Genomic DNA, 18020 nt, shown 5'->3' with positions numbered 1-18020 from the left:
AAGCGCGACTCATTATGTGAGTAGCGCTTTTTATGTCTATCAAATACGATTATGTAAACGGTACGACTAACGTCAACAGAGATCTCTAGCAACCTTGTTTGTTAAGCCCACTAAGGTGTCAATCATGGTTAACTCCCCTGCTGCATGTCCCGCTAAAGGTAAAACAGTGAGACTTGCTTCGGGCCAAAGCTGTGCAAGTTCCCAAGCCTGTTCAACTGGGCAAACCATGTCATAGCGCCCATGGACAATATGGGTTGGCACATTTCTAATAACATCAATATTCGCTAAAATAGGATGGTGCGCCATAAAGCAAAGATTAAGGCAATAATGCAGCTGAAGCATGGCGGCTGCACCTCGGTTTGGCCCAACATCAACTAAATCTGATATTTGATAATTATGATCTCTTAACGTGACAATCTGTTGCTCCCACTGATTAAAAGCCTGTTGTGCTTGCAAGCGCCGATATTCATCATCCCCGACGAGATGCTGATATAGACTCTTCAGTGGTGTTTGCTGCTCAGTGGGGGTTAGCACCGACATCAGCTGTTGCCAAGCTTCAGGAAACATCTTCGCTGCACCAGAGCTTGCGTAAACCCAATCAATATCATGCTGCCTTGCGAGAAAAATACCGCGTAAGATCATCGTCATCACCCGTTCTGGATGATGCTGTGCATAGACTAACCCCAAAGTTGAACCCCAAGATCCACCAAACAAAACCCAGCTATCTATCGCCAATGTCTCTCTTATCTGTTCTATATCATCGACCAGATGAGCAGTAGTATTGCTCTCTAAGCCCCCATAAGGGCGTGAACGACCACAGCCCCGCTGATCAAACAAAATGATTCGATATAACTTAGGATTGAAAAAACAGCGGTGGGATGCTCGGCAACCAGAACCTGGACCACCATGCAGGAAAATAACCGGCAGCCCCTTTGGGTTGCCGCATTGTTCGACGAAAAGTTCATGTACTACCGATCCCTTTTTGGCAGGCATCGATAAGTAATCATGAGTGTATGGTTCAATATCAGGATAAAGTGTGTTCACATTAGCGCCTATTTTCACGTTTTGGTGCAAAGCTAAACATAGCCAATATAGAGACAAAAATAGTCGAAATAAAGACCACCATGAACGCTTCGAGGTTCAACTGCTGATACAAGGCAAACCTTAACAATTCCACGCAATAACTGAATGGATTATAATCACAAAGCCAATATAACCAGAGGCTTGCCTCTTTCATTTTCCAAAGTGGATATAACGCACTAGAAAGAAAAAACATCGGAAAAATTACAAAGTTCATCACACCGGCAAAATTCTCCAACTGCTTTATCAGATTAGACAAAAGTAAGCCTAAAGCCCCTAAGAAGAAGGCGATCAGAAAGATGGCCGGAACCGCGGTGATATAACCTAAAAGTGGCGTTTCAACATCCACAAACTGAGCAATAATCAAGAAAATGTAAACCTGAATTAATGACAGAATGGCAGTGGCAATGAGTTTACACATCAGTAGAAAAGGTCGAGGGAAAGGACTCATCAAAAGCAGCTTCATGCTCCCCATTTCACGATCATACACCATAGAAAGCGAGCTTTGCATGCCATTGAACAACACAATCATGCAGCACAAACCCGGGGTAATATATTGCTGATAAGTAATATAGGTGCCATAAGGCTCCATAATCGATACGCCAAGCGCTGCACGAAATCCAGCAGCAAAGACCACCAGCCAAAGTAAAGGTCTGATCAAAGCGCTCAATAATCGAGTACGCTGTTGCAAGAAACGTAAAAACTCTCGCTTTACCACGCCGAAGAAACAATATTGGTATTGTTGAATATTCACATCAACTCCACACTGCTGGTTAACTTATGGTAAAGCTCAAATACATTTTTAGTGTCATTATCATCGCATAGGCGATCACAGCGCCCTTGCGCCCTAACCTGCCCTTTGTCTAATAGAATAAGCTCATCATCACCGCTCACTTCATCCATCAAATGGGTAGCCCACAAAATGCAGATCCCCAGCTCATGGGCCAATCCTCTCACGTGCTCAATAATCAATCCTCGACTGTCAGTATCTAACCCGACCGTAGGCTCATCGAGTAATATCACCTTAGGTTGATGTATCAAAGCCCGGGCTATTTCAAGTCGGCGACGATGACCGCCACTGAGCTGCCTGACGCGATCATTTAACCGTTCAGACAATTGTAATTGTTCAAGAATAGGTTCTATATTTTTAAGTGCTGATACAGGTGAAATACCATGCAAAGAGGCGTGATAGAGCAGGTTTTGCTTAACGGATAGATCCAAATCTAAGGTACTTTGTTGGAACACCACCCCCATAAGCCTGAGCGCCGATCTTTTTTGTTCAATCAGATCAACATTACAGATCTTAATCTCACCATACCCTGTTTCAAATAAACCAGTAAGCAATGAAAACAACGTACTCTTGCCTGCACCGTTTGGTCCCAGTAGCACGTTAAACCCTGCTGTTAACGAGAAGTTTAGCTCCTTAAGCACTTGCTTACGCCCATAAGAATAGGAGAGGTTTTCAACCAAAATACTCATTGAACATCCTTAATCGCTACTCCCCAGGGATATCTGCCCACCTTTATCGATTTAGTGACTTTCATCTTATTAACATCAATCACAGAGACATCACCACTAACACCATTGGTCGTCAACAACAGGCTTTGGTCATGATTAAATCCTAGCTGCCAAACTCGACGGCCCACCAGTAGATAATCTTCGACGGTTAAGGTTTCTCTGTCTATCACGGCGACATGATTCGCAGGCCCTAGTGCGACAAAAGCAAACTTGCCATCTTCGCTCAACTCAACGCCAACAGGTTGTACTCTGTCATTGTGGATCCCATTGATCTCAAATGTAAATGTCTTGATTATTTTTCGCGTATTAACATCAATGACAACCACTTCGCCACCAATTTCTGAACTCACCCAAAGCTGCTTATTATCTTTTGAGAAAATCGCCGACCTTGGTCTGGCTGCAACCAGAGTATTATCAAAATTCTCATAAGTTTCAGTGTTAATCCAATGAACCATGTTGGTTGTTTCCGACGTCACTACGACAATTTTTCCATCTGGACTGACCGCTAAACCTTCAGGTTCTACGCCGACATCAATCTGGGTTTTGACTGTGCGCGATTCTATATCGATCACTGTAAGCAGTGCATCATCTTCATTGGAGGTATAAATGGTTTTCCCGTCAGGGTGGAGCGCAATTGTTTCAGGATCTTCTCCTGACGGTAGCTCACCGATAATCTCTTCTGTCGCTAAGTCTAAGATTTGAATCGTATCTGAATCACTCGCACAGATGTAAGCCAAGCTTTGATCATGATTAAAGATAATCCCCCGAGGTCTTTGACCGACAGGGATCTGTTTAATCACCTTCAAACTAGACATATCAATCACAGAGATATCATCATCCTTCTCGTTAGTCACATAGGCGTATTCCGAGCTATTGACCGTCAGAGAGATAAGATTAATCCCCAAACCAATGAGTATAAATATAAGATGTGGTGGCTTCATAATGACCTCTTTTGTGGATCACATTGAGATTCTTGAATATCAAAACCTAACGTATCCAGTTCAGTGTTCGGATGCAGCACACCGGTTTGTGGTGAAAGTGATACTAAGCCGTGTGGTTGCACTAACGCCATCGGCATTCTCAATTGACCGCTCCAATGACGGTAGCTCAGCTTTCTGCCTTTGTAGGCCGCCAGTTCAAAATCATTGGACTTAATATAGGTGATTAATGCAGGGTAATGAGCCGTTTTTTGTTGATGCACTGCTTGTGCAACACTTCTAACCGCGAGGTAGGCACTGAAATCCAGTTCATTCATATTACGTGCTGCCAAGGCTCTAAACCTGTTTTGTAGCTGCGCTGCGCCCCACTGCTCAATCACAAAGTGCCAGGATAGAGCTTCTAGCCCAGCAGATCCGGCAATGGGGCGAGGTAAAAAAGTATTAAACGGTAGGTATTCGGCAAAATCTTTCGACTTATCTGCAACGTAAACAACATCGTAGTCATCTCTGGTTTGTGTAAACAAGGGGACTTCCTGCTGCGCACTTCGCCTAAGATCAGTATCAAAGCTCCAACTCTTTTCAGCCACGATTTTTAAACCAAAACGTTTAGCTGAACGCTTAAATGAGTCCGTTAACGCGATATCTTCACCACGTTTTCCGCTCAGTAATAACACTTGATTAAACCTTCGATTAAGCAACCACTGAGCAATCGCATCGGACTTCATTGCATCACTGGGCGTGGTATGCAGTACAGACGCTAAACACACTTGATACCTGAGCAGATCTGAAGACTCATTGACATTAAAAATCAACACTTGCCTGCCTTCAGCCCAACGGTTTATCTCTATCAAGGTATCCATCGGCGCATCAACAATGAAAAGCTGCTGACCGTCCTTCACATCTAATGCTATCTGAGCCATCAATTCTTGTTTTAAATTGAAATCTTTGTAATGCAACACAAACGCTTGCTTTAAAAAATTACCAGTCGTATTTGAGTCATTAATTGCCAGTTGTGCCCCTTGCAAACCACTGTCTTCGGCTTGCTCAATCACATTCGACAGTGCAGGTGCTTGTGACACATTCAACTTTAAATAGCTAATGTGTATTTCAATTAAAGCTGATTTATCAGGCGCTGCTTGGATGGGATTCATATACAGGAGCGAGTAGAAACATAAGCTTCTTAGCAAGGTCGTTACATTTTCCACACTCACGCTCTTCAACATAGTTACCATGGCAAGTTTTTAACATTCAACCCAGCATATAGAATAAACCTCGAAGTTCAAAACCTACCCAACACTCATCCTTAAACACTCAAGCCACTGTTAATAAACAAAATTAAATCCTTTCATTGCTAATAAACCTTTATACCTCCTACTAAAGGAGGATAACGATTGCGGCCAAAGTGTAATTCGACATAGCACATTTGCTGGTTAGTATTTATCCATGAGTTCAGAATATAACAATGATGAAGGTTGAATTGAGATGAGAGAAACCCGCTTAAAGGGAAAGTACATGTTGGCAATGATGTTAATTGCCGGCACGTTCAATGTTTCCGCCCATGGCCCTGTTACGCCGCAATCTATTGACACTTCAGCCCTGCCACAGCTCGGTGATGAATGGATAGAAGCTAATCCATATCGTGAGCACAGTGGAGATATTCAGGCAGGCATCATTCGCGTTGGTGCGTCAGCTTACAATCAAAATTGCGCACGTTGCCATGGGTTAGAGGGAATTTCAGGCGGCATTGCACCAGACCTTCGCCTGCTTGCACCTGATATTGATGGAGATGAATGGTACGGTTATCGAGTTCAAAACGGCGCTGTTAGAAATGGAGCAGTCTATATGCCCAAGATGACAGAGCACCTAACACAAGAGGCTCTTTGGGCAATAAAAGTCTGGCTAGAGTCGGTTAGTGAAGAGAATTAACCGCAGTTGGCTGAGATATGGCTTGATCTGTAGTTTAGCATTCAGCTCTACAGGTTTTGCTCGTTCCTATGATGACATCATAGACAGTAAAGAGATCACGGTAGCAATCTACCGTGATTTTGCGCCTTTCTCCTACCAAATAGATGGCCTTCCCCAAGGAATTGACGTTGATGTTGCTCAACACATCGCGCAGCAGTTAAATGTTGAACTGAAATTGAGATGGATGACGGCAGATGAGAATGTAGAAGATGATCTCAGAAATAACCTCTGGAAAGGCCATTTTCTAAAACGCAGTGTTGCCGACCTTATGTTGCGGGTTCCCTATGACAAAGCCTACTCGCAAATGCGTGATGATATCGGTGAGCTAGTGCACGAGCAAGTGCATATGTTTGCCCCTTATCATACCGAGTCATGGCAGATCATATACAACGCAAAGCAGATTGAAACGGTTTCCACCATTGCCGTTTTCCAATATCACAATATAGGTGTCGAGGTTGACTCCATCCCCCAGTTTTACCTCACTTCCGCGTTTGGCGGAAGAATGCGAGAGAGTGCTAAACATTTTTCATCCATTCCCCTCGCACTTGATGCCATGAGCAACGGCGAAGTCGATGCCGCGATGGGGCTTCGAAGCCAAATCAGTCATTTTCAACACTCGCTTGATTCCAAACAGTACCCCTTGGCTGAAAATGCATTCCCCATGATGGGACGTCAGCAGTGGGATATTGGCATGGCCGTTAAAACCCAACACAGACAACTCGGTTATGCCGTCGGTGACATTGTGGAGGCCATGATCAAACAAGGCCACATGGAAAAAATATTTGCACATTACCATACGCTCTACCAAGTACCTGATCTTTACCTTCCTGAAAAAAGTCATCCTTAGTTGTCCTACTAAGTGATGATACGAATCCCTACTGGGGTTCAATAGGCGGCAAAACAGATTCACTTTAATCTGAATTTATCCTACTTAAACTCACGAATAAAACTCGTCGAGATAAAACGCTAGTCAAAGGATAAGAAATACCAATGCTATTAATTCACGATCTTTAGGATTTTGTTTGATTTGTATAAATACGATCAACTTAGGGTAACTGAATAAAGGTCAAGCGAGGAAACACAATGATAAAAACATGCAAAAATAATAAGTTATCATTATCTCTTTGTATTACATTAGCGCTCTGTGGTGCCGCGAGTGCTAATGTAACTGATAAAGATATAGCTAACGATCAAGTGACAACTCATGATGTCGTGTCTTATGGAATGGGACTGAAAGGTCAGCGATACAGCCCGCTTAGTATGATCAATACCAGCACAGTAAAAGAGATGCGACCTGTCTGGGCTTTCTCCCTCGGGGGGGAGAAACAACGTGGTCAAGAATCACAACCTATGATCAAAGATGGTGTTATGTATATCACCGGATCTTACTCCAGAGTTTATGCCATAGATGCGAGAACGGGTGATGAACTTTGGCAATACGACGCTAGACTTCCCGATGGGATCATGCCTTGTTGTGATGTCATTAACCGAGGTGTTGCTCTCTATGGCGATCTCGTTATCTTTGGCACACTGGATGCAAAACTGGTCGCGCTTAATAAAGACACAGGCAAAGTCGTCTGGAAGAAAAAAGTTGAAGATTACAAAGCGGGTTACTCAATCACAGCTGCGCCAATTGTCGTCAAAGGCAACATCATCACAGGTGTCTCAGGTGGTGAGTTCGGTATCGTCGGCAAAGTTAGAGCTTACAATGCCTTAAATGGTCAACTCGTGTGGGAACGCCCGACCGTTGAAGGCCATATGGGTTACATCTGGAAAGATGGCAAAAAAATTGAGAATGGCATATCTGGCGGTAAACCAGGGCAAACTTGGCCAGGGGATCTGTGGAAATCTGGTGGTGCTGCGCCTTGGCTAGGTGGCACTTATGATGCTGATGTGGATCTACTCTTCTTCGGCACAGGTAACCCTGCGCCTTGGAACTCTCATCTTAGACCTGGGGATAACTACTTCTCAGCGTCACGTTTAGCCATTGATCCTGATACGGGTAAAATTGTGTGGCATTTTCAAACCACCCCGCATGACGGCTGGGATTATGATGGTGTAAATGAGCTCATTCCATTTGATTACACAGACAAAGGTAAAACAATTAAGGCAGCTGCTACCGCTGATCGTAATGGCTTTTTCTATGTCCTTAACCGTGAAAACGGCGACTTTATCCGCGGTTTCCCCTTCTCAGATAAGATCACTTGGGCATCGGGTTTAGACTCAAATGGCCGTCCCATCTTTGTTGAAGCAGGCCGTCCAGGAAATCCCATGGATTCAAAAGATGGCAAAGAAGGCAAAACCGTGGTTGCAGCGCCCTCTTTCTTAGGTGGGAAAAACTGGATGCCAATGGCTTATAGCCAAGATACAGAGCTTTTCTATGTCCCTTCTAATGAGTGGGAGATGGATATCTGGAATGAACCAACGGCCTATAAAAAAGGGGCGGCGTACCTAGGCGCTGGCTTTACCATTAAGGCAATCAATGAAGAATATATTGGTGTCTTAAAAGCAATAGATCCAAAAACAGGTAAGGAAGTATGGCGTTACAAAAACTACTCTCCACTGTGGGGAGGTATATTAACCACCGGAGGCAACCTTGTCTTTATGGGCAACCCAGAAGGTTACCTATTAGCCATGAATGCTCAAACCGGTGAGATTAAGTATAAGTTTAATACCGGTTCCGGCATTGTTGGATCGCCTGTCACTTGGGATATGGACGGCGAGCAATATGTGTCAGTGCTCTCTGGTTGGGGCGGCGCAGTGCCTCTTTGGGGTGGGGATGTGGCTAAACGCATTAAGCACCTGAACCAAGGCGGAACCGTCTGGACCTTCAAACTACCCAAGAATTACAACTAATCAGTTTATTCATTACTCTAAAAAGGACTGTATTTACAGTCCTTTTTTTATCTACCATTCCTAAGTTCAGATTAACGGCACAGACGAAATCCCCGTTCAGTGACGCTTCAATAACTCCAACCTCTCGAACAACTAATTCCCTACTTAAGATGAGGAATTAATTGTAAAAAAATAGACCGCTTACTCAAGAAACAAGACTAACTTCCTTCTAAAGTATGAGTTTTTTTGTGCCAAGGGATCATGTTTTGTCTTAAAGCGCAGGGATAATATGAATTCATCAAGATGTTTTGGATTAACCCAGAGCAAACAAAAACAAGACCATGGAAAAGAGACACACTCTGTCAGGTCTAGATTCGAGGTGAAACATGATTTATGCATATCCGGGTAGCGACAATTCAGTTATTTCTTTTAAAGCGCAATATGAAAACTTTATTGGTGGAAAATGGGTCCCACCCGTAAAAGGTATTTATTTTAGTAATACAACTCCTGTCACCGGTGAAGAGATCTGTAAAATACCTCGCTCATGTGCGCAGGATATCGAGCTCGCATTAGATGCAGCTCACAGCGCTAAAGTTGGCTGGGCAGAGACTTCGGTGCAGGCGCGTTCAAACATACTGCTTAAAATAGCAGACCGAATTGATGAGAACTTAGAAGCACTCGCAGTGGCGGAAACATGGGATAACGGCAAACCAGTGCGTGAAACCTTAGCCGCTGACCTTCCTTTATGCTCAGATCATTTCCGTTACTATGCGGGTTGTATTCGTGCACAAGAAGGCACGCTATCAGAAATCGACAAAGACACCGTGGCCTACCACTTCCATGAACCTCTCGGTGTTGTTGGCCAGATCATTCCATGGAACTTCCCGCTGTTAATGGCTGCGTGGAAACTGGCGCCTGCCCTCGCCGCAGGTAACTGTATTGTGCTTAAACCTGCCGAGCAAACCCCTGCCAGTATTTTGGTCTTAATGGAGATCATTGGCGATCTACTCCCAGGTGGTGTCCTTAACGTGGTGAATGGCTTCGGTAAAGAAGCCGGTGAAGCATTGGCCACCAGCACGCGTATTGCAAAAATAGCCTTTACAGGATCAACCGCCGTTGGTGGACATATCTTGAAATGTGCGGCAGAGAACTTAATCCCCTCAACAGTTGAGTTGGGCGGTAAGTCCCCTAACATCTACTTTAGTGACGTGACTCAATTCGAAGATGACTATCTCGATAAATGCGCTGAAGGTTTTGTGCTTGGTTTCTTCAACCAAGGAGAAGTGTGTACTTGTCCATCGAGAGCCTTGATCCAGGAAGATATCTTCGATGAATTCATGACAAAAGTGCTTCAAAAAACCAAAGAGATCATCCGAGGTAATCCACTCGACACCTCAACCATGGTCGGCGCTCAAGCTTCCCAAGAGCAGTTTGATAAGATCATGGGCTACTTAAAAATAGGCAGCCAAGAAGGTGCGAAAGTGTTGACTGGCGGCGATCAAGAAAGGCTAGGCGATTCGCTTGAAAATGGGTTTTATATCCAGCCTACCATTCTCCAAGGTGATAACTCTATGCGGATTTTCCAAGAAGAGATCTTCGGGCCTGTTATCGCTGTCACTACGTTTAAAGATGAAGCTGAAGCGCTGGCAGTCGCCAATGACTCGGCCTACGGATTAGGTGCAGGTCTGTGGACTCGTGATGCCAACCTTTCCTACAGAATGGGACGCGGCTTACAAGCTGGACGTGTTTGGACCAACTGTTATCACCTCTACCCAGCCCATGCTGCATTCGGTGGTTATAAGAAGTCTGGGATCGGACGTGAAACTCACAAGATGATGCTAGATCATTATCAGCAAACCAAGAATCTACTCGTGAGTTACAGCACTAGCCCGCTTGGATTCTTTTAACCATTAAGTGACACGCTTCCAAACATCAACACTGTGTTTGGAAGCGAATATGATCTAATACTCTTTTGGGGCATAGCATGTTATTTATAAGGAGACTAAAACAACATCATTTTCCCAGCTTCTGCCTCCTGTTGATGTTAACGCTCCCTTTTCTTTGTTTTGCCGATAATGATGTGACCGACATTCCTCCTGAGCTCATCCAACTTTTCCCCAGTGCAACTCGGATCGGTTTACCTGACGAAAACCTGCCAGTGACTCCCGTCTATCAGCTCAACCAGTTGTTAGGCTATGCCTTTGAAACCGACGATCTGACCGATTTTATTGGCTTTTCCGGTGAATCCATCAACCTGTTAATGGGCCTTGATACTCAAGGAGCCATCACCGGCTTACATGTCAAAGGGCACCATGAGCCTATTTTTCTACATGGCCTAGGTGAGCAACCTATGTTTGAGTTTGTGGATCAATACCAAGGCCACTCAGTCAAAGAACGCTTTATCATTAATAGCCAAGACAAAACCTCTAAACAAGCCACCTATTTTGATGGGATCACCCGCGCAACGGTCTCTGTCATGGTGATAAACGACACCATTTTAGCATCAGCGCTTAAGGTCGCCAGAGCCAAACTGGAGGGCTTTATTGCTGCATCGCCTTACATCATCAAACCCAACTTTTTCGCTCCACTAACGTTTGACGAATTAGTCGCACGGGGTTATCTGCAACACTGGCGATCTTCTCCTGAGCTCTTAAGTAACTTACCAAGCGGACTCGTTAATGAGATCAACGTCCAGTCTCAAGCTAATGCGAACCAAGCTGACGACCGATTTATCGATCTCTATTTTGGTTTCATCAATATCCCCATAATAGGTAAAAACCTACTCGGCGATCGTGAGTATCAGCGTCTAATGGACAGTTTAAAGCCCGGAGAGCATGCATTGCTGCTGTTAAATCGTGGTCAATATTCATTTATCAGTGACCAATTTATACCGCAGACGGTCTCAAACCGTTTAAGTGCCAACCAAGATAGCTTTCCAGTTGATCTACGAGACATCGATTTTTACAGTTTTAATGACCCATTTTTTAACATGCTAATTCCAGAGTTTACTGACTTGAAAGTCTTTAGAATAAAGTCACAATCAGGTTTCGAGCTACACAAGCAATTTACTTTAGGTTTATCCGTCTTCTACAATCAGTCTTTTCTCAGTCAGAAACAGCATGTATTTGAATCCAGTATTCAACTCCCAACTGAGTTATTTGAGAAACAGACGCAAGTATCAAATGAAAGAACTCCATTGTGGCTCACGATATGGAAAGGTCGACGAGTAGAAATAGCCATCGTCTCACTCTATTTAACCCTATTAATCATCGTTTTTATTAAGCAGCAATCCCTAGCAGCCAATGCTCGACTCACTCACAACATTCGCGCTCTTTCTTTGCTGTTCGTGCTTCTCTATCTTGGATTTTATAGTCAAGGTCAACTGTCTGTCGTCAACATTTACACTCTGCTACTCTCTGCAGCGAATGGATTTCAATTAGAAGTATTTCTGCTCGATCCCATTATCTTTATCCTCTGGGTGTTTGTCTTTATTACCTTATTCCTCTGGGGAAGAGGTCTGTTTTGTGGTTGGCTCTGCCCTTTCGGCGCACTACAAGAAATTATCGGAATAGTGGCCGGAAAGTTAAAAATCAAACAGATACATCTAAACCCCAAAACTGACAAACTTGCTCGCAAGTTAAAGTACCTCATCCTATTTACACTCGTCGGCACCGCCTTTTATTCGCTTAACTTGGCTGAACAGATGGCTGAAGTTGAACCTTTTAAAACCAGTATCACCCTCAATTTTGTCCGCTACTGGCCTTTTACCCTCTATGCAGTATTACTGCTTCTGCTCAGTATGAAGATCCATAAGTTTTATTGCCGTTATCTCTGCCCACTCGGAGCTGGGCTCGCGTTACTTGGGCGTTATCCACTGTTTAAGTGGTTAAAGAGGCGCAAAGAGTGTGGGAGTCCTTGTCAGCTTTGTCGAAACAAGAAGTGTGGTATTGATGCGATAAATCACGATGGTTCCATTGATTACAGCGAGTGTGTCCAGTGCCTAGAATGCCTCGTTACCATTGAAAGCCCAAAACTGTGTGTGGTTAATCGATACGGACACAAGACTAATAAACCAAAGAAAACAAAATCGTTAAACAGCGATGCTGTCATTATATTGAGTAAGGTGTAGAGCCTTTCTCGTCCTTTTTTCCACCCAAAGTATAATGTTTTAATTCTTGACCAGCTTTTATATTGGAACTAGCAATACATAAAATAACAATGGAGGAACAAGCTATGTGGACCAAACCAAAATTTGAAGATATGCGTCTAGGTTTTGAAGTTACCCTTTATATCAGTAACCGTTAAACATGAAATCCTCACAATCTAAGATAGTGAGGATTTTTTTAACACGCTTTCCTATCTTTCAATTCAATTAGGACACTCAGTCAATGCAAATACTCATATTGGGCTCTGCAGCCGGTGGCGGTTTTCCACAGTGGAATTGTCACTGTAGTAATTGTGAAGGTGTTCGCAGTGGCCTAATTAAGGCTCAAGCCAGAACTCAATCCTCTATTGCTGTTAGCCCAGATGGAAAGAACTGGGTATTAATTAACGCCTCCCCCGATATTCGCCAGCAAATCAATCAATCACCACAGCTATGGCCTAATGAAGGTCAAAGAGGCACAAAAATAAGAGCTGCACTGCTGACGGACAGCCAAATAGATCACACCACGGGCTTATTAACACTGAGAGAGGGCCTCCCTTTACCTGTCTATTGTACTGATGTTGTTTTTGAAGACCTCTCAAGTGCCTATCCACTTTTTAACGTGCTATCCCATTGGCACGGTGGACTCACCCACCATTCAATCGGTACCGATCATCAAGTGGCTTTTAACATAGAACAGGTATCAGGGCTTGAGTTTTATCCTGTTCCATTGGAATCTAATGCTCCTCCCTATTCTCGGTATCGTGATCATATTGTGCCAGGAAATAACATCGGCTTAAAAATTGTCGACAGCAACACAGGTAAATATCTGTTTTACGCCCCCGGTATCGTCAAATCAAACCCACTTGTTGAATCTATACTTGCAGAGGCGCAGTGCGCGCTAATCGATGGCACGCTGTGGTTAGATGATGAGATGATCGCCAAAGGATTTAGCAATAAATTAGGTTCCGACATGGGACACATGCCCGTTAACGGAGAGTTTGGTACTGTGGCACTACTCAAGAAGTTTGATATCAAACGAAAAGTGCTCATTCACATTAACAATACCAACCCTATCTTGAACGAAGAGTCAGCAGAACACCGTTACGTGATTGATAACGGAGTTGAAATCGCGACCGATGGCATGGAAATATTCATATAGAGGTAATAATGCAAGCCTGGACCCAACAAGAATTCGAACAAAAACTAAAAGATAAAGGTGCATTTTATCATATCCATCATCCGTACCATAAGATGATGCACTATGGCGAATGCAGCGTTGAGCAAATCCGTGGGTGGGTGGCTAATCGCTTTTATTACCAGATAAATATTCCCGTTAAAGACGCGGCCATACTGGCCAATTGCCGCGACATTAAGACCCGCAGAATGTGGATCCAGAGAATCGTCGATCATGATGGTTCGATTGAGGACAACACCTTAGGTGGCATTGAAGCTTGGCTAACATTGGGCGAGGCTGTCGGGCTGACTAGCCAAGATATGCTAGATGAAAAATACATCTTACCCGGCGTCCGATTTGCCGTGGATGCCTACGTCAACTTCGCTAGACGCGCCTCTTGGCAAGAAGCCGCGTGTTCATCCTTAACAGAGATGTTTGCGCCTGAAATTCACCAAAGCCGATTAAATTCATGGCCTGAGCATTACCCTTGGATAAAATCAGAAGGCTTAACCTATTTTCAAATGAGGCTTTCCCAAGCTCGGCGAGATGTAAATCATGGCTTGGCCATCACATTAGCGCATTTCACTACAAGAGAGCAGCAGGAACATGCCCTTAATATCCTGCAGTTTAAACTCGATATCTTATGGTCAATGTTAGATGCAATGACTTTAGCCTATCAATATGATCGGGCGCCCTATTCTCAACTTGCCGATACACCGATTTATCACAAAGGGATCTTTTAATGACACACGCCCCAAACGTGCCAAAGATGAATACGCTTTTTCGCTTACAGTTTGAAAAAGCACAAGGGTGTTTCGTGCTGCTTTATCCCGAAGGCATGGTAAAACTCAATGACAGCGCCGCTGAAATACTACAGCAGATTGATGGGCTAACCTCTGTCGATGAAATCCAGCATCAATTACAGCAAAAATTTCCTCAAGCTGGCGACATTAGAGACGATATTGAGGAGTTTCTGGCAACAGCTCAAGCTAAAAGATGGATAAGTTATGTCTAAAGACGCTCATGTAGGTCCACCATTATGGTTATTAGCTGAGCTCACTTATGAATGCCCTCTTCATTGTGCTTACTGCTCAAATCCCACCGATTTAGGCAAAAGAGAAGATGAGTTAACCACTGAGGCATGGCTAGATGTACTCACTCAGGCAAGAGAACTTGGTTCAGTGCAACTTGGGTTTTCAGGCGGAGAACCGTTACTCAGAAAAGATCTGGAGACCTTAGTTGAACATGGTCGTCAATCGGGTTTTTATACGAATTTGATCACCTCTGGCATTGGCTTAACAGAGAAACGAATTAAACAACTAAAGGCGGCAGGATTAGATCACATTCAGATCAGTTTCCAAGCAGCCGACCCTGAACTTAATGATGCCATTGCCGGCAGAGGGAAAGCCTTCGACCAAAAACTAAAGATGGCTGAAATAGTCAAGTCAGAAGGCTATCCAATGGTGCTCAATTTTGTGATATCCAGACAAAACATTGAACAGATCCCACAGATCCTCGAATTAAGCTGTCAACTCAACGCGGATTATGTCGAACTGGCTACAGCACAGTATTACGGCTGGGCGTTTGATAATCGCGATCACCTACTTCCAACTCAGCAACAACTCAGACATGCAGAAGCGACCGTCAACGGTTTTCGTGATCAGCAAGACAATGCTGGGCCGCAATTTATCTTTGTCACCCCCGATTATTATGAAGATCGCCCAAAAGCCTGCATGAATGGTTGGGCAAGCACGTTTTTAACCATCACCCCAGATGGCAGTGCATTGCCTTGTCACAGTGCTAAAATTCTTCCGTTGGATTTCCCAAATGTGACCGAAAAAACAATCGCAGATATCTGGCACAAGGACTTCTCTTTTAACCATTTCAGGGGAGAAAGTTGGATGCCTCAGCCCTGCCAAAGTTGTGATGAAAAAGAGAAAGACTTTGGCGGGTGCCGTTGCCAAGCTTTCATGCTTACTGGTGATATGAATCGAACGGATCCTGTTTGCAGTAAATCAGACGACCACCACTTGATAACTGAGGCTATCGAACAAGCTAAAAACCCAACGGCGCCACTGAAGCATCGAAAAAGGGTTGCTGATATCGCTTTGATGAAATTATGAAGAACGAATTTCAGCAGCAAGAAAGTCCGCTTATCCCTAATGTGTCGGTCAATAAATACCGACACTCTTCAGGGTTTCTTCATTTTAATATCAAACCGAATAACGAATATCTCATTGAAAGCGAGCAATTCAGCGCGGTGTTTTTTATCAAAACTCCAAGTCATGATGATTCTGGACTTGCTCATGTGGTTGAGCATTTAATCTTTAGACGCAGTAAAGCTTACCCTCAAGCCAGTAGCTTGTTTCAATTAACCTCTCTCAGTAATGCAAGGATTAACGCGTCGACACTGGATGATTTGACCTGCTTTCATTGCACTAGCCCAGATAAAGCAAGCTTTGAGCTGGCGGTAAACTATCTTATTGCAGGGATATTATCACCGGTTATCACTGAAGAGGAGTTAACACAGGAGATATTTGACGGTGACGAGTCAGGAGTTGTTTATCGTGAACTGCTTGGTTATCAGCTTAACCCTGACTACCTTGAGCATATTCAAATACTCAAGGGCGACACTTCAAAACATAAAGTCTACTGTCACGGTGGTGTCACCGACTGCCTACCTCAACTAACGTTAGATACGATAATCCACTACCACCAAAAGTATTATCAAACGGAAAATGTTCAATTAATCACCATGACGTCAGACATCAATGCCCTGCAGATGTTGTTGACGCAATCCATTGGTGATCATTGCACTGATAGCAGCGCTGAAAACGAGACAAGACAACAAAACAACCATGAGCCAACTCAAGATAATAATATCCAAACGACCAAGTTTGCCGCCAATACTCAGCACACCGTATATACCTGGTGGGTTAATATCGGCTACTACAAGCATATCAATGCCATTGCTCACGATTTGTCAGATTTAGTCACCCAAGCTGACGGTAAAATGGTACCCGTTTCATGTGATACCAATTCACGGCATCAATTTGCCATAAGAGTTATCTGTTACCCGCAGCACATAGGTCAGATACAAGCCCTTATTATTGCTCATCTGTCTTCTCACACGCCAACGCGCAGTATTCCAGACAGTTCAAACAACAAATATCCAGAGCAGATCAATCAAATAATCCAATTTTACTCTCTCTATACTCAGCCAAAAATAAACATAGAGAATGGCAATTTACTAGAACAACTCAACGTAAAACCATTAAGCAGTCACTTGGCAGAAATTGAGCAAAAAATTGATAGGCAAGGATTGGGAATGGACAGCGATACTCAAGGTTCCTTGCAAAGTAAGCATTTGAATATGCAGCCGCAGCATGAATGTTTGATGATTAAACAGTTATTAGCAGCATCTAGCAGCTCAAAATATACTCTCGAATCCACAACGGTTTGGTCAACATTCCTCATTGTTGAATGTCATCAGAGCATTAACACAGGCATCTTAGCCTACATACTCAAAAGGCAGTATCAACTCGAGACAATGTCATTAGCAAACCTGGTATTGATCAACAATTCTGATCAACTGCTCCCCCTCAACACCCTGTCCGACTTATCTGCAATCATTACGGAAAATCAGCGTTGTTACCTCCCAAATCTACCGCAAGTTTTTCATCAGCTTTATCGTCAGTTAGATGCCGTTAACAATCCAAAAAGGCTCGTTGAATCCAGTTTTAAGTTAATGACATCTGATCAGTTAAAAGAAAGCGAGCACCGCCCTGCATTTAACGTTAATGTAACAAGATGGATGCAGGCTTCGGATGAACAGAATTGGCTGTGCCATATTCCGATAAAAAATGAAAATAGAGTGACCGCTTGGCTTGCCAGCTACGTTATCGGCGCATCTTCGCACTTTTTACAACCGAGGTTATCAGGCACCTGTTACAGCATTGCCTCTGTTTATTGCGATACGAGTAAAGTACTGAGCTTCTACAGCGCCTTTGATATTGATGTAGAGCAGCGTCTAGTAACTCTATCAGAGTCGTTGCGTTTTATCGCTGAAGACATTAATTTTTTAAACGAGACGCTATCACTTGCCAAGTACAAGCTACGCCAGATTTATCAAGAGAAACACGGAAAGTTTGACAATGAAGTACTCAAAAAATTGAGCCAGTTAACCCAAGGTATACATGGCCATACCCGAGACAAACGAGGGATTGAATCTTTATTGAATAACATCTCAAGCAAGACCTTAGCGCACTTTATAAAACATCTACTTGATTGAGCACTTAATTGACTCCCAAGCATGGTCGATTTAACGTGAGTCATTAGCATCATTGCCAGTCAGCAACAGGGT

Annotated in this window: 16 protein-coding genes; 11 read left to right on the top strand and 5 right to left on the bottom strand. The window is 43.6% G+C overall.

Annotated features, from left to right (window positions below; translation table 11 throughout):
• Positions 1 to 72 precede the first annotated feature (72 nt).
• Genes pip through FN961_RS19300 form a run of 5 tightly spaced genes read right to left on the bottom strand, consistent with a single transcriptional unit; the run spans position 73 to position 4741 of the window.
• Positions 73 to 1044, bottom strand: coding sequence for a prolyl aminopeptidase (gene pip / locus FN961_RS19320; protein WP_144041815.1), 972 nt, complete (start codon positions 1042 to 1044; stop codon positions 73 to 75).
• Between the two features lies 1 nt (position 1045).
• Positions 1046 to 1828: an ABC transporter permease gene (locus FN961_RS19315; protein ID WP_373293447.1), complete on the bottom strand. Its 783-nt coding sequence runs from the start codon at positions 1826 to 1828 to the stop codon at positions 1046 to 1048.
• A 2-nt stretch (positions 1829 to 1830) separates the two neighbouring features.
• Positions 1831 to 2559 (bottom strand): ABC transporter ATP-binding protein, encoded by a 729-nt coding sequence (locus tag FN961_RS19310; protein ID WP_144041813.1) that lies wholly within the window; start codon positions 2557 to 2559, stop codon positions 1831 to 1833.
• Positions 2556 to 3539, bottom strand: coding sequence for a YVTN family beta-propeller repeat protein (locus FN961_RS19305; protein ID WP_144041812.1), 984 nt, complete (start codon positions 3537 to 3539; stop codon positions 2556 to 2558). Before FN961_RS19305 ends, FN961_RS19310 begins: the two co-directional genes overlap by 4 nt.
• Positions 3536 to 4741 (bottom strand): ABC transporter substrate-binding protein, encoded by a 1206-nt coding sequence (locus FN961_RS19300; RefSeq protein ID WP_229814744.1) that lies wholly within the window; start codon positions 4739 to 4741, stop codon positions 3536 to 3538. Before FN961_RS19300 ends, FN961_RS19305 begins: the two co-directional genes overlap by 4 nt.
• 277 nt (positions 4742 to 5018) lie before the next feature.
• Here FN961_RS19300 and pedF point away from each other — a divergent pair, with 277 nt between their 5' ends.
• The 11 genes from pedF to FN961_RS19245 all read left to right on the top strand — a co-directional run bounded on the left by pedF (position 5019) and on the right by FN961_RS19245 (position 17948).
• A complete protein-coding gene (gene pedF / locus FN961_RS19295; RefSeq protein WP_144041810.1) occupies positions 5019 to 5462 on the top strand; it encodes a cytochrome c-550 PedF in 444 nt (147 codons plus the stop codon).
• On the top strand, positions 5449 to 6348 hold the full coding sequence (locus FN961_RS19290) for a substrate-binding periplasmic protein (RefSeq protein ID WP_144041809.1): 900 nt from the start codon (positions 5449 to 5451) through the stop codon (positions 6346 to 6348). Before pedF ends, FN961_RS19290 begins: the two co-directional genes overlap by 14 nt.
• Positions 6349 to 6584: 236 nt before the next feature.
• Positions 6585 to 8357, top strand: coding sequence for a PQQ-dependent methanol/ethanol family dehydrogenase (locus FN961_RS19285; protein ID WP_144041808.1), 1773 nt, complete (start codon positions 6585 to 6587; stop codon positions 8355 to 8357).
• Between the two features lie 365 nt (positions 8358 to 8722).
• The gene (exaC, locus tag FN961_RS19280) at positions 8723 to 10243 is read left to right on the top strand and encodes an acetaldehyde dehydrogenase ExaC (protein WP_144041807.1); all 1521 of its coding nucleotides are present in this window, start codon (positions 8723 to 8725) and stop codon (positions 10241 to 10243) included.
• Between the two features lie 77 nt (positions 10244 to 10320).
• A complete protein-coding gene (locus tag FN961_RS19275) occupies positions 10321 to 12465 on the top strand; it encodes a 4Fe-4S binding protein (protein ID WP_373293446.1) in 2145 nt (714 codons plus the stop codon).
• 104 nt (positions 12466 to 12569) lie between these two features.
• A complete protein-coding gene (pqqA, locus tag FN961_RS19270; RefSeq protein ID WP_082930703.1) occupies positions 12570 to 12641 on the top strand; it encodes a pyrroloquinoline quinone precursor peptide PqqA in 72 nt (23 codons plus the stop codon).
• Positions 12642 to 12724: 83 nt separating this feature from the next.
• Entirely contained in the window at positions 12725 to 13642 is a 918-nt protein-coding gene (gene pqqB, locus FN961_RS19265; protein ID WP_144041806.1) for a pyrroloquinoline quinone biosynthesis protein PqqB, read from the top strand.
• Between the two features lie 8 nt (positions 13643 to 13650).
• A complete protein-coding gene (pqqC, locus tag FN961_RS19260; RefSeq protein ID WP_144041805.1) occupies positions 13651 to 14400 on the top strand; it encodes a pyrroloquinoline-quinone synthase PqqC in 750 nt (249 codons plus the stop codon).
• Positions 14400 to 14672: a pyrroloquinoline quinone biosynthesis peptide chaperone PqqD gene (gene pqqD, locus FN961_RS19255; RefSeq protein ID WP_144041804.1), complete on the top strand. Its 273-nt coding sequence runs from the start codon at positions 14400 to 14402 to the stop codon at positions 14670 to 14672. Before pqqC ends, pqqD begins: the two co-directional genes overlap by 1 nt.
• Positions 14665 to 15780, top strand: coding sequence for a pyrroloquinoline quinone biosynthesis protein PqqE (gene pqqE / locus FN961_RS19250; RefSeq protein ID WP_144041803.1), 1116 nt, complete (start codon positions 14665 to 14667; stop codon positions 15778 to 15780). Before pqqD ends, pqqE begins: the two co-directional genes overlap by 8 nt.
• Positions 15777 to 17948, top strand: coding sequence for an insulinase family protein (locus FN961_RS19245; protein WP_144041802.1), 2172 nt, complete (start codon positions 15777 to 15779; stop codon positions 17946 to 17948). The genes pqqE and FN961_RS19245 overlap by 4 nt, the downstream gene beginning before the upstream one ends.
• Positions 17949 to 18020: the final 72 nt, after the last annotated feature.

Origin of the sequence: Shewanella hanedai (genome assembly GCF_007197645.1) — a bacterium.
Classification (GTDB): Bacteria; Pseudomonadota; Gammaproteobacteria; order Enterobacterales; family Shewanellaceae; genus Shewanella; species Shewanella hanedai.
This window is presented reverse-complemented; position numbering and strand designations above follow the sequence as displayed.